Origin of the sequence: Streptomyces sp. GS7 (assembly GCF_009834125.1) — a bacterium.
GTDB lineage: Bacteria > Actinomycetota > Actinomycetes > Streptomycetales > Streptomycetaceae > Streptomyces.
The window spans coordinates 3,608,664-3,621,799 of sequence record NZ_CP047146.1 but is presented as its reverse complement, the minus strand read 5'-3'; the positions used below and the strand labels follow the sequence as shown (position 1 = coordinate 3,621,799).

Genomic DNA, 13,136 nt, shown 5'->3' with positions numbered 1-13,136 from the left:
CCGACAGCCGGGTATGGTTTCCGGTTGTCACGCGCTGTCCACGGCCTCTCCGGGCCTGGACCATCGGACAGGGCCTAGCAGAGGAGCCCGCCGGTGTAGTCGTCCTCCGCCAGTTGCCGCCACGAGTGCCGGGAGGTGGCGAACGCCTCCGGATCGACGTCCCGGACCATGTCGTCGACCACGTTCACCAGCAGGGACGCCGGGGTGAACACCGCCCATCCGCCGGGCTGTCCGCCGGCCCCCAGATCCCATCGGGCCCACTCCGCGTGCAACCGCCCGTAGATCCAGCAGGCGTACAGCAGGGCCGACACGTCCCGGTGGAGATACGCCGCGGGGTCGCCGTCGTCGTACCAGTCCGGGAGTTCGACGCGGCCGGTCGCGCCGTCCAGGGCTATCGCGAGGTCGTGCGGCCACCAGCCCAGGGCGAGGAAGCTCTGCTGGTAGTCGCGGCGCGGCGGAGCGTCGCCGTCGGTGCGGAGAGTGTCGTCGACCGGGTCGCCGTAGACGTCGGGATGGGCCTCGGCCATCGTGCGCAGCGGCCCGTCATGCGGGGTGAAGAGGTCGGTGTCGCAGGGCAGTCCGATCTCGGTGAGCAGACGGCGGGTCGGCTCGTGGGTGAGCTGGGGCGGCAGCTCGTCCGGAGTGAAGCGGCGGACCCGGCCGTCGTCACCGATCTCCGCGACGAGTTCGGGGCCGAGGGCGTAGGCCAGTTCACCGGCGGCTCCCGGCTTCGCGCCCCAGTGCAGGGTGCGGATCAGCAGCGCCGTCGGCCAGTGGGCGGGCGGGATCGGCCCGACGAACAGCTCGGGGTCGATCCGCCGCATCCGTTCCTCGGTGCGCTCGCGCACCTCGGCGATGACCGCCGGACCGCGGCGCCCTCCGTACGGATCGGGGTCGCCCGGCGGGGCCGAGACCGCCTCGATCTCCCGTGTCAGCCCGGCCAGTTCGGGCAGGCCGGACGCCAGGAGATCGCTGTGCCACCCGTCGTACTGCTCCGCCACGAGATACACCCTGCCGCTCGCGCCGTCGAGGGCGAGCTGCGCCTCCCCGTCATAGTCGTCCCCGAGCAGGAGGAGCGAGCGTGGGGCTGCGGTCGCGGCGCCGGTCTCGCCGGTGGCCCCGTCGCCCCGCAACGGCTTCAGCCGCCTGTCGCGCACCGCCGTGAAACGGAGACCGGCGGCCTCCTCGGGCAGCCCGTGCGCCACCAGGAACCGCCGGCTCGGCTCATGCGTCAGCCCCGGCGGCAACGTCGCCGCATCCCAACGACACCACCCGGCCCCTCCCGGCGTGCCCGGCCCCTGCCCGCTGCCGCCCCCGTAACCGCTCATGAACTGCCGTCCTCCCCGCCGATGTCGTGAGGTGTCGTTCGTCCGTCCCCTCACCGACGACACTACGCGGGACCACTGACACACCACCGGCCGCGGTGCGAGCGGCGCCGTCAGGCGATGCCCGCAGTGCCTAGGCCGCCCGGGTATCGCGGCTGCCCCTGGCGTTCGGGGGCCGCCGGGAGCGGTACACATCGGGCATGACCGATCCTGATCAGTACGCGCGGGTGATGACGTGTGAGGACGCCGCGTACCGGCCGATCGTGGCCGACCGCGGTGCAGATGACTGCCGGGTGCCGACGACCGGTGAGGGTGCGGTGGTGGAGGCGGTGGCGGGGGCCGTGAGGGCGGGTGCGGGTGCGGCCGGTGTCAGGGGGGCGGGGCCGGGTGAGGGCCGCGGCGGGTGGGCGGCGGTGAGCCCGCGGGCGGAGCGCCCAGGGGGCGCGGGGCGGGGGTGAAGGCGAGCGCGGTGTTGTGGCCGCCGAAGCCGCAGGAGACGCTCAGGGCGAGGTCGATGCGCTGGCTGCGGGCCGTGGGGGCGACCACGTCGAGGACGGCGGTATCGGCTGCGGGGATGCGGAAGTTGGCCGTGGGCGGGGCGAGTTGGTGCTGCACCGTCAGGACGGTCAGGGCCGCTTCGATGGCTCCGGCCGCGCCCATGGTGTGGCCGAGTACGCCCTTGGCCGAGGTGACGGACGGGCCGGTGGCGCCGAAGAGGCCGTGGAGGGCGGTCGCCTCGGTGCGGTCGTTGAGCGGGGTGCCGGTGCCGTGGGCGTTGATGTGGGCGACGTCGGCCGGAGCCGCGTCGGCATGAACGAGGGCTTGTCGTAGGGCTGCCAGCAGGCCGCGGCCGTCCGGGCGGGGGGCGACCGGGTGGTGGGCGTCGGTGGCCGAGCCGTGCCCGGTGAGCAGGGCCCGGGTGGGTGCGCGGCGCGCCGTCGCGTCCGCGGCGCGTTCCAGGACCAGTACGCCCGCGCCCTCCGCCAGGACGAAGCCGTCGCGGGTGGCGTCGAAGGGGCGGGAGGCCGTCGGGGGGTCGTCGAGGCGGTGGGAGAGCGCTCCGGCGCGGCCGAAGGCGGTCACGCACAGGGGGGTGATCATGGCGTCGCTGCCGCCCGCGATCGCGATGTCGCAGGCGCCGGCCGCCAGGAGCATGGCGGCCGTGGCCAGGGCGGTGGCGCCCGAGGCGCAGGCGGTGGCGGTGTGCAGGACCGGGCCGTGCACTCCCAGGTCGATGGCCAGTTGGCCGGCGGCCATGTTGGGGAGGAAGGCGGGCAGGGTGAGGGGGGAGACCGAGCGGTGCCCGCCGGCGAGCAGTTTGCGGTGCTGCCGCTCGTAGGTGCCCACGCCGCCCGCGGCCGACCCCAGCACGAGGGCCACGCGGGCGGCGGGCCAGTCCCGCGACGCGGGATCGAGGCCCGCGTCGCGGACGGCCTCCCGGGCCGCGGTCAACGCGAAGTGGGTGAAGCGGTCGTGGCGCCACGGCTGGACGCCGCCCACCTGCGTACGCGCGTCGAAGCCGGGGACGCGGCAGGAGATGGTGACCGGCAGTCCGGCGAGTTCGGGGTCGGCCGCGGCGGTCGGCCGGCCGGCGCAGACACCCTTCCAGGTGTCGTCCGTGCCGATCCCGGCCGGGGTGACGAGGCCGATCCCGGTGACCGCCAGGGGGGTTGGCGGGAGCACCGATGCCGGGTGGGGCGTGCCGGCCGTCATGGCGCGGGGGTTCCGGACTGTTCGCCCAGCAGGCCGCGTACGGTCCCGGCGAGGTCGTCGAGGGTGGCCTCGGCCGCGGCGTCGTCGTCCAGGTCGATGTGCCAGTGGTCCTGGAGGGTGACGGCGAACTCGACGACGGCGAGGGAGTCGAGGTCCAGGTCGGTGAGGGTGGAGTCGGCGCGGATGGCGTCGGCGGGGACGTCGAACTTCTCGGTGAGCACGGTCATGAGGTGCTGGAGGACATCGTCCATGGCTGCTTCCTCGGGTGCGGTGAGGCGGGGGACTGTTCGGAGGTGGGGCGGGGGTGCGGAGGGTGGTGCCGGGGAGTGGCCGACGGCCAGGTCAGGGCGATCGAACCCCAGGTGAGGCCGCCGCCGAAGGCGGTCAGGAGGGTGCGGGCGCCGGGCGATACGAGCCCTTGTGCGGCGGTGTCGGCGAGGGCCAGGGGGATCGAGGCGGCGGCGGTGTTGGCGACGTCCCGGATGTTGCCGAAGCGGTGCCGGGGGGCGATGTCGAGCCGGTCGGCGACCGAGTCGAGGATCCGCTGGTTGGCCTGGTGGCCGATGAAGGCCGCGACGGTACCGGGAGTCCAGCCGGCGCGGTGCAGTGCGGTGCGGGAGGACTCGGTCATGCGGCGTACGGCCTGTGCGTAGACGTCGCGGCCCCGCATCCGGAAGTAGCGGTCGTGGCGGGTGAGTTGCTGTGCGGCGAGGGGCATGCGGGAGCCGCCGCCGTTGATGGCGATCAGGTCGCAGCGGGAACCGTCGGAGCCGAGGTCGGTGGCGATGACGGCGCCCGGCTGCCGGGCGTCCGCGCCGCGCAGGACGACCGCGCCGGCGCCGTCGCCGAAGATGTAGGCGGTGTCGCGGTCGAGGGGGTCGATGATGCTGGAGTAGGTCTCGGCGGCGATGACCAGCGGCCGGGCGCAGGCCCCGCTGAGCAGCAGCGCGGTGGCGAGCGACACCCCGTAGACGAAGCCCGAGCAGACGGCTGCCAGGTCGAAGGCGGGGATGGTGGACAGGCCGAGGCGGTGGGCGACCTCCGGTGCCGTCGCCGGGCAGTGCCGGTCGGGTGTGGTGGTGGCGAGCAGGAGCAGGTCGGGGGGTGGTCCGCCGGCGGATTCGAGGGCGGCGCGGCCCGCGCCGGTGGCGAGGTCGCCGGTGGCGGTTCCGGGGGCGGCGCGGCGGCGGTTGACGATGCCGGTCCGGGAGCGGATCCAGGCGTCGGAGGTCTGCAGGGCCCCCTGGCGCGTCAGCTCCTCGTTGGAGACCACGCGCGGGGGCAGCGAGGAGCCGATGCCGCAGATGGCTGCGGTGCGGCGGGGGTGCGGGGCGGTGCGCTGTCCGGTCACGGGTCACACCCCGGCGAACGGGGAGGGCGGTTTGGGGATGCCGGCGAGGCCGCCGTCCGGCACCGACAGGCCGCCGTCCACCACGAGGGCCTGGCCGGTCAGATAGCCGGCGGCGGGCGCGGCCAGGTAGAGCGCGGCCCAGGCGGCCTCCTCCGGCTCCGCCCAGCGGCCGAGCGGCACATGGGCCGTCAGCCAGTCGGAGACCGGAGCGGAGCGTTGGGCGAAGGCCGTCATGTCGGTCCGGGTCCAGCCGGGGCACAGGGCGTTGACGCGTACGCCGTCGCGCGCCCAGCCGACCGCGAGGCTGCGGGCCAGCGACACCTGACCCGCCTTGGTGGCCGCGTACGCCTCCATCATGGGCGCCCCCATCACACCGGCAACGGAGGACATCAGCACCAGGCTGGCCCGCGGTGAGGCGGCCAGGTGGCGGTGGGCGTGCCGGCACAGGGCGGCGGTGGCGTCGAGGTTGACGGTGACGACGTGCTCCCAGTCGTCCTGGGCGGAGCGGGGCAGCGGGACGAGCAGCGGTGTGCCGTCCGGACGGGTGGGCAGCACACCGGCGTTGTGGACGACGACGTCGAGTCCGCCGAGGACATCGGCGGCGGCGTCCACGACCCGGCCGGCGGCGGCGGGTTCGGCGAAGTCCCCCGGCACCAGGTACGCGGCGCGACCCCGGTGCACGACCTCCGCGGCGGTGTCCTTGAGGGCCGCTTCGGTGCGGGCGGACAGGGCGAGGTCGGCTCCCGCGTCGGCCAGTGCCAGGGCGACGGCCCGGCCGATGCCGCGGGAGGCCCCGGTCACCAGGGCGCGGGCGCCGTCGAGGCGGAAGGCTTCAGTGGTGTGCATGGTGGAGCGTCCCTTCGTGTACTGCGGCCCGCTGCGGGGCGATGCGGATGGTGGGGGCGCCACTCCAGGTCAGCAGGGCGCTGCCCCAGGTCATGCCGGCGCCGAACGTGGCGGTCAGGATGCGGGACCGGGGGGTGAGCAGTCCGTTCGCGGCGGCAGTGGCCAGCGCGTACGGCGTGGAGGCGGCGCCGATGTTGCCGATCTCCTGGGCGACGATCGGGAGCCGGTCGACGGGGATGCCCAGGTCGTTGGCGACGGTGCGCAGCAGCTTGGGGTTGGGCTGGTGGGTGATGAAGGCGTCGATGTCCTGGAGGCGCAGGCGGTTGCGGGCCAGGCTGTCGCGCACCACCAGCGGGAACATGGTGGTGATGAAGTCGCGCACGGCGCGGCCGTCCATGTGGATGGTGTGGGCGCCGGTGCGGAGCGTGGTGGTGCTGGCGGGCCTTCTGCTGCCGCCGGCGGGGATGAGGACCCGGTCGGCGAGGGTGCCGTCCGAGCCCAGGTGGAAGTCGCCGAACCCCTGTCCCGGCGGGACCGGCCCGAGCACGGATGCCGCGGCGCCGTCGGCGAAGAGGACGGCGGTGGCGCGGTCGGCGGGGTCGAGGAACTTCGAGTACGCCTCGACGCCCACGACCGCGGCGTACCGTGCGCACGGGTCGGCGCGCAGCCAGTCGTGCGCCACCCTGGCCGCGAACAGCCAGCCCGAGCAGGCGGCGCTGACGTCGAGCGCGACGGCGTTGCGGGCCTTGGTGAGGGCCTGTACCCGGCAGGCGGTGGACGGCCCCAGTTCGTCGGGGGTGGAGGTGGCCAGCACGAGCAGGTCGATCTGGTCGATGTCGAGGCCGGCCGCGGCGACGGCGGCCCGTACCGCGCAGGCCGCCAGGTCGGAGGCCGCCTCGTGGGGCGCGGCGACATGGCGGTTGCGCACTCCGGTGCGCTGGGTGATCCAGTCGGCGGTGACGCCCGCGCCGGATGCGACTTCGTCGTTGGGGCGGCGCCGGGAGGGGAGGAAGGTGCCCATGCCGAGGACGCCGATGGGCCGGGTGGGGTGGTCGTTGATGCTCACGCGGGTGCTCCGGGGTGCCAGGTGAGGGTGCCGCCGAGCGCGGCGGCGTAGTCCGGGTCGGACAGCGGGGTGGGGAGGAGGTCGTCGGGGGTGCCGAGGGCTTCGGTCAGCGTCGTCAGGTGCGGCATGAGGCGCTCGCACTGGCGGTCCGCGGTGTCGTTGAGCGCGGCCGCCTGGGTGGGGCCGAGGAGTCCGGTCCATTGCAGGGGGCCCGCCAGCCGGAGGGCCTGGGTGGTGCCGTAGAGGGCGGCGAGGGTGCTCAACGGGCCGCTTACGGTGGGGTCGTGGACCGCGGCGAGGGTGTCGGCGACGCTCTGCGCGGCCAGTCGCCGGGTGTGGATCTCGCCGAGCTGCCGGGTGTGTTCGAGGACGGGGTTCCACAGCGCCATCCGGCTCAGGTGCGGGGTGCGGCGGGTGCGGACGGTCGTGTGCAGGTCGCCGGCCAGCCGCCGCTCCAGCGCCCCGACGAGGCCCGGCCACCATGTGGGGCTGTCCGGGTCCGGCTGCCCGGGCGGGGCGGCGTCGGTGTGCTCCTCGGCCAGCGCGCGGCCGATGTCGAGCAGGATGAGCCGGTTGTCGCCGCCGGCGCTGTCGAAGGCGTGGGCGAAGCCGTGGTAGGCGGAGAGCCGGTTCACGGCGAGGTAGCCGGCGAGCCCGCAGCGGTGCTGGCATTCGCCCGTGACGCGCGCGGCGCCGGCCACCGCGAGCGCCTTGAAGGCGGCCAGCCGGCGGTCCACGGACGCCCAGGGTGCGAAGGCCATGTCCGGCGGGGTGCCGCTCGTGGCGCCGGTGGTGATGCGGCCGTCCAGCGTGAACGCCCAGAGGTCCTTGGCGGTTTGGGCCGCACAGGTCAGGGCGAAGGCTTCGGCCAGTGCGGAGAGCAGGGCCCGCTGCTGGGTGCGGTAGGTCAGGACCGGGGAGCCGGGGGCGAGCCTGCCGTGCGAGCGGCGGTGCAGCGAGTGGCGCAGGGCCGCGACGGCGGCGGCCCGGGCGAGGGCCGCCGCCGCGCTGGGCAGGGTGGCCCACAGGGCCTGCCCCACCGACATGGTGTGCCGCAGTCGCTGATCTACCGTCAGGGGATCGTCCACGCAGCCGAGTTCGTCGATGGCGGCGCTGCCGCGGAGCCACCGCTCGTACGGGACGCGGACGCCGTCGAAGCGCACCAGGGCGTATTCGAGGGGCAGCGCGTCGACGCCCAGCGGGCCGGAGATCGCGACGCCCGGCGCGGTCTCCCGCTCGTCGCACAGGTCGACGAGGAAGGGGAAGACCCCGTGGTCGGTGCCGTCGACGACCAGGCGGGCGCAGACGGCGGCGCTCTGCGGCATGCCCGGGGCGCCGACGCTGGAGAACTTGGCCGCCCCGTGGTCGGGCGTCCGCAGCACGAACTCCCGGCGCTCCGGCTGGAATTCGGCGACGGTGCGCACCGCGAGATGGCTGCCGGCGTCGCCGATCTCGGTGATGAGGAAGACGCCCTTGCGCGCCGCGGTCTCCAGTGCCTTCGGCACGTGGGCCCGCGCGGTCCCGGCACCGGCCGGCCCGTTCTGCCGCAGGTCGCCGGACGCGCCGACGACCGACCCCAGGCACAGGACGTAGTGGTTGAGCACCGTCATGTAGAGCGCCGGGTCGACGACGGCCGTGCAGGCGCTCAGTGTGGCCAGCAGGTCGGGGTCGGCGAGCAGTCGGTCGGCGGACGGGAGCATCCCGGCGAGCAGGCGCAGCTGCCGGTGGGTGCGGTGGTTGCGGCTCTCGTGCGCCCTCGGCGGGTCCGCCGTGGCGAGCGCGGCCAGGATCCGCCGGCCCGCGGCGCTGCGGAGCGGATCGGGCAGCACCGGCGCGAAGGCGGCGCACGGATCGGAGGTGGTCGTCATCGGCTCGCTCCGTAGGTTGCTTCCGGTGCGGGTGCCAGGGGCCGCCCCGGCCCGGCGGGGTGCAGCAGGTGCGGCCTCTCCCACGGGAACCCGGGGTCGGACAGCGGGCTGTACGCGGCGTACTGACGACCCGTCAGTACACGTCGGGCGTTGCGGGTCAGTGCCTGTCCGGTGCCGGCTTCGAGCAGGAGGGCGGGCGGCGGGGCGGCGGCCTGGGACAGGACGTGCGGCAGCCGTACGGGGTGGACGACGCAGTCGGCGAGCCCGCGGAACACATCGTCACCCTTGCCGTAGGCGCCTCCGTGGACGGCGGAGTAGAGGGGGGTGTGGCCCGGCCGCGCGCGCAGTGCGCCGATGGCGTCGTGGAACGCCTGTGCCGGGGCGGTGAGCGACGGGTGGTGGGTCAGGAAGGGCAGCCGCAGCCGGGCGGCCTCGACGTCCTGGGCGGCGGCCTGCTTCTCGACCCGGATCAGCTCGTCCAGCGGGCCGGACACCACCGTCTCGCCGGGGTCGTTGACGCAGGCGACCGCCACCTCCGCGGTCCCCGCCGTCGCGATCAGGCGTGCGGCGGCGGCCTCTCCGACTCCCAGCAGCGTCATGCCTCCGCTGCACCCGGACAGGATCCGGGCGAGCCGGCAGGCGATCCTCGTGCCGTCGGCGATGTCGAAGACGCCCGCGGCGGTGAGCGCGGGGATCTCGCCGAAGCTGACGGCGACCAGGCGGTCGGGGGCGGCACCCACCGCGCACAGCGCGCGATGGACCGCCAGCGAGGCCCCGAAGAGGGCGGCCTGCGGGGTTCCCACGGCGGCCTCGGCCAGATCCCGGCCGCTCGGCGGGGCGGCACCGAGCAGTGCCGGGCCCAGCGCCGGGATGCCGTACGCACCGCTCGCCTCGTCGACCTGCTCGAACACCTCCGCAACAGCGGTCCGCACGACGGGATGCGCACGAGCGGCCCGGACCAGGGGGCTGACGGCGAAGTCGCCCTGGCCGGGGAAGAGATGGACCACGAGGGGCCGCGCCATGGACGGCACGGCTCGGCCGGATGTCTCGGACACGGGATACTCCTCCACGTATGCACGGCGGCCCCTCGCGCCGCGACGGCGGTCCGGCGGACGCCGGTGCCTGGCGGGCGGCGATCCCCGGGCAGCGGGTGCCTGCGCACCGACGGGGCGGGCCTGTGCTCGGATGCAGATGGGACTCACTCATAGACGCTTTCCGGACTTTTTCCTGAACGGCGTCTCCTTCGGCTCCCCTACGGGCGCCCTGTCCATCGCCGCCCCGGCAACGTCGCCGACGGCGGTGACCTGCGGTGACCGCGCACGCCCCTCCCGGCTGCGCGCTGGAACGGCTCCGTGCCCGCACCGTCAGGCGCACGGGCCCCACCCCCCTCTCGACCACACCGCGGCACACTGGCCGGATCGGCCATGCGGTACGGGGCGAGAACCACCGCTGGGGTATGTCTCAGACACAACCATGCCCAGGGGCCGTGCGCGAAGCGAAAGCGGACCTTGATGCGTGAACGCGTTGAAACGGCCACACGGCGCGGGGCGGTGAGGTCGGAGAGCCAGGAGGAAGACATGGCTCGTCACCGACCCAATGAGCACCTTGCCGAACTACTGACGGAAGCGGACTGGAGCGCCGGTGAACTGGCCCGCGCGGTCAACGCCCTGGGCACCAAGCACGGTGTGCGGCTGCGTTATGACCGCACGTCGGTCGCGCACTGGCTCAACGGCTCCCGCCCCAGACCCCCGGTCCCCGACCTGGTGGCGCAGGTCCTCACCCGGCGGATCGCCCGGACGGTGACCGTGGCCGAAACCGGACTGGTCCACAGCCCTTCGGACGAGTCGCTGCGGGAGGCCGTGCTGACCACCGCCGACCCCATAGAACGGCTCGTCACCCTGTGCCGTACGGATATCGACCCCGCCCACCGGGCCGTCCTCAACCGCGAACTCGTCACCACCCGCCCGGTCCCGGCCCGCGAATGGCCCGCACCGGGCGGCGGCGCCGGCACCCCGGACACCGTGCCCGCCGAGCCGGCGCTCACCACCCTGTCCGACGACCGTCTCGACCACATGGCGGTCGTCTTCGCCACCCTGACCGAGCGATACGGCGGCGCCCACGCGCGCTCGGCGCTGGCGACCTACCTGGCCGACGACGTCGCCCGCCTCCTGGCGATCCCCCACTCCGGTGGCGGCCTCCCCCGCCGGCTGCTGCGCGGCGCCGCACAACTCACCCACCTGCTCGGGGCGATGACCATCGACGCCTGCCTGACCAACGTGGGCTACCTCTACTACCACTCGGCTCTCGACCTCGCCCACCGCGCCGGCGACCGCACCTCCTACGCGATCAGCCTGCGCGCCATGAGCCTGTCGGCGCTGCACCTCGACGACGCCTGCCATGCCCGGCAGTGGTCGGACCAGGCCCTGGAGACCGCCGGCCCCACCGCCCCACGGGCGGTCCGCTCGTATCTGCACGCCGGGCGCGCCGTCATCCACGCCACCGACGGCAGACGCCGGCTGGCGCTCGCCGACCTCCTCACCGCCGAGCGCCACCACGACCCCGCCCCGCGCGGCACCGGGCCGTTCACCCACTATCCGCTGACCGCGCTGCACTACCAGCGCGCCCTGGTCCTGCTGGCCCTCGGAGACCGCCCCGGCGCCCTGGCCGCCCTCGAAGCCTCCCTCAACACCCGGCCCGCCAACCACCACACGGCCCTGGTCCTGCTGCACGCGCTCCTCGCCCAGACCCTGCTGTCAACGGGCGAGTTGGACGCGGCCCTCCCCCACTGCCGGCAGCTCTTCCACCACTACCCGCTCACCGCCTCCTGCCGCGCCCGCAAGGCCCTCACCGCGCTCCGCAACGCGCTGCACCCCTACCACCGCCACCCGCAGGCCAAGGAGACCCGGGCACACGCGGCGTTTCTGGTCCGCCGGCCGTCACTGCACTGACCCGGCGGCCGGCGCCCCGCCGCCAACCAGGCCGCCCCGGCGCCCGGTTCGCCGCGGACCGGCCCGGCGATCAGTCCGACGACGCCGGATCCGACGGCTCCTGGAACCCGGCGAGCAGCTCCCGGGACCACGTCAGGCTGCCGTCCCGCAGCTCGCCGATCACCCCGTCGAGCCAGCGCCGCTCGGCGGTGAGAACGGCGAGCGTGTACTCGTCCTCGATCAGCGCGACCCGCGGCACCCCGGCGCCCACGGCCTCGTCCCGGCCCTCCTCCAGGGCGGCGCACTGGGCGGCGACCCGCTCCGCGCGCCGCTCCAGCACCGGCAGCGCCTCGTCCGGGACGAGCAGCATCACGTTCGACAGAGCCGCCGGGAAGACGGGGAACTCCTCCTTCGGCACCGACAGCATCTGCTCCAGCCACTCGCGCGTGGCCGCCCGGCCCGCGTCGGTGACCTCGTAGACCGTCCGCTCGGGGTACTGCTGATCGCGCTCGGTCTGCCGGACGGCGATCAGTCCGCCGGCCAGCAGCCGCTCGATGGTGCGGTAAAGCCCGGCCCGCTGGCCGACGTTGACGACCCGCTCCTTGCCCCACTGCTTGATCAGCTGCTGGAGGCCGTACGGATGGAGCGGCCGGTAGTGCAGCAGCGCGAGCACGGTGAGGGCGAGGGGCGAACTCTTCACGGGTGCGGTCATGCCTGTCATCGTAGTCACCGCGGAAACTAGTTGCATTGAAACTAGATTCACTGCAACTATGGAGTCCGCGACAGACGCGACATCCGAGCAACCATCACTGGGGGTCTCTTCTTCATGGGCATCAACGACAGCCGCGGCACCGCCTCCGGCGTCCGCACGGCACTGGTCATCGGCGGCGGAGTGGCCGGCCCGGTGACCGCGCTCGCCCTCCGCAAGGCGGGCATCGAGGCGACGGTCTTCGAGGCATACCCCGCCGCGGCCGACGGCGTCGGCGCCTGGCTGGGCCTGGCGCCCAACGGCCAGGAGGCGCTGCGGACCATCGGCGCCGGCGCCGCGCTGCAGGCCATCGGCCGGCCGGTCCCCGACATGGTGATGGCGGACGGCGCCGGAAACCGCTTCGCCTCCTTCGACGGCTTCCCCGAACTGCCGCCCACCCTGACGCTGACCCGCGCCCAGCTGTTCCGGGCACTGACCGACCACGCGACGGGCGAGGGCATCCGCTTCGCCTACGGCAAGCGGCTGGTCTCCGCCGAGGAGACGCCGGACGGTGTCACCGCCCACTTCGCCGACGGGACCAGCACGACCGCGGACATCCTGATCGGCGCCGACGGCATCCGCTCCGCCGTCCGCACCGTGATCGACCCCGAGGCGCCCGCCCCGGAGTACGGCGGCGTGCTGAGCTTCGGCGGCTACGCCACACCGGACTGCGGTGTCGAGGCGGCACCCGGCACCATGTACTTCGCCTTCGGCCGCGCCTTCATCGGCTACTGGAAGGACCAGGACGGGCGGCTGATCTGGTTCGCCGGACTGCCCGCCGACACCCCGCAGACCCCGGCCGAAGTGGCCCGGACACCGGCCGCCGAGTGGCTGGCCAGGCTGCGTGACCTCTATGCCGACCACCTCCCGGGCAAGCAACTGCTCCACCACACCACCCCCGACGACCTCATGGCGGTCGGCCCGATGGAGCGCATGCCGTCGGTGCCGCACTGGCACCGCGGTCGCATGGTCCTAGTCGGCGACGCGGTGCACGCGCCGTCCTCCAGCTCCGGCCAGGGCGCCTCCCTGGCCATCGAGAGCGCCGTCGAACTGGCCCGCTGCCTGCGCGATCTGCCCACGCCCACCGAGGCGTTCGCCGCCTACGAGGCGCTGCGCCGCCCGCGCGTGGAGATGATCGGCCAGGCTGCCGCCGCCACCAACAAGGTCAAGGCGGGCAAGGCCGAAGCCGCGCCGACGTTTCCCAAGATGGAGGACATGCTCCGCCCGCTCCACTTCCACCGCATCGACTGGGCGGAAACGGTCAGCGCCCCGGCGTGACCGTACCGCGCCGA

The 13,136-nt window shown here is 74.5% G+C and carries 11 protein-coding genes; 2 read left to right on the top strand and 9 right to left on the bottom strand.

Features of this window, described 5'->3' with window-relative positions; all coding sequences use genetic code 11:
- Window positions 1–74: 74 nt before the first annotated feature.
- The 8 genes from GR130_RS15825 to GR130_RS15790 form a co-directional block, all read right to left on the bottom strand.
- Complete coding sequence (locus GR130_RS15825) at window positions 75–1,328, bottom strand: SUKH-4 family immunity protein (protein WP_159505335.1); 1,254 nt, start codon at window positions 1,326–1,328, stop codon at window positions 75–77.
- 366 nt (window positions 1,329–1,694) lie between these two features.
- On the bottom strand, window positions 1,695–3,038 hold the full coding sequence (locus GR130_RS15820; protein ID WP_159505334.1) for a beta-ketoacyl-[acyl-carrier-protein] synthase family protein: 1,344 nt from the start codon (window positions 3,036–3,038) through the stop codon (window positions 1,695–1,697).
- Complete coding sequence (locus GR130_RS15815; RefSeq protein WP_159505333.1) at window positions 3,035–3,289, bottom strand: acyl carrier protein; 255 nt, start codon at window positions 3,287–3,289, stop codon at window positions 3,035–3,037. The genes GR130_RS15820 and GR130_RS15815 overlap by 4 nt, the downstream gene beginning before the upstream one ends.
- Complete coding sequence (locus tag GR130_RS15810; protein ID WP_159505332.1) at window positions 3,262–4,389, bottom strand: beta-ketoacyl-ACP synthase III; 1,128 nt, start codon at window positions 4,387–4,389, stop codon at window positions 3,262–3,264. Before GR130_RS15810 ends, GR130_RS15815 begins: the two co-directional genes overlap by 28 nt.
- Before the next feature lie 3 nt (window positions 4,390–4,392).
- Entirely contained in the window at window positions 4,393–5,235 is an 843-nt protein-coding gene (locus GR130_RS15805; protein ID WP_159505331.1) for an SDR family NAD(P)-dependent oxidoreductase, read from the bottom strand.
- A complete protein-coding gene (locus GR130_RS15800; protein WP_443043762.1) occupies window positions 5,222–6,295 on the bottom strand; it encodes a 3-oxoacyl-ACP synthase III family protein in 1,074 nt (357 codons plus the stop codon). Before GR130_RS15800 ends, GR130_RS15805 begins: the two co-directional genes overlap by 14 nt.
- A 2-nt stretch (window positions 6,296–6,297) precedes the next feature.
- Window positions 6,298–8,169, bottom strand: coding sequence for an acyl-CoA dehydrogenase family protein (locus GR130_RS15795; protein ID WP_159505330.1), 1,872 nt, complete (start codon window positions 8,167–8,169; stop codon window positions 6,298–6,300).
- Entirely contained in the window at window positions 8,166–9,224 is a 1,059-nt protein-coding gene (locus tag GR130_RS15790; RefSeq protein WP_236573044.1) for an acyltransferase domain-containing protein, read from the bottom strand. Before GR130_RS15790 ends, GR130_RS15795 begins: the two co-directional genes overlap by 4 nt.
- Before the next feature lie 522 nt (window positions 9,225–9,746).
- Between GR130_RS15790 and GR130_RS15785 the strand changes: the two genes are divergently transcribed.
- Complete coding sequence (locus tag GR130_RS15785; protein WP_159505329.1) at window positions 9,747–11,117, top strand: hypothetical protein; 1,371 nt, start codon at window positions 9,747–9,749, stop codon at window positions 11,115–11,117.
- A 70-nt stretch (window positions 11,118–11,187) separates the two neighbouring features.
- Here GR130_RS15785 and GR130_RS15780 read toward each other — a convergent pair whose 3' ends face one another.
- The gene (locus GR130_RS15780) at window positions 11,188–11,808 is read right to left on the bottom strand and encodes a PadR family transcriptional regulator (RefSeq protein ID WP_236573043.1); all 621 of its coding nucleotides are present in this window, start codon (window positions 11,806–11,808) and stop codon (window positions 11,188–11,190) included.
- 114 nt (window positions 11,809–11,922) lie between these two features.
- Between GR130_RS15780 and GR130_RS15775 the strand changes: the two genes are divergently transcribed.
- Window positions 11,923–13,122, top strand: coding sequence for an FAD-dependent oxidoreductase (locus tag GR130_RS15775; protein WP_159505327.1), 1,200 nt, complete (start codon window positions 11,923–11,925; stop codon window positions 13,120–13,122).
- Window positions 13,123–13,136 lie beyond the last annotated feature (14 nt).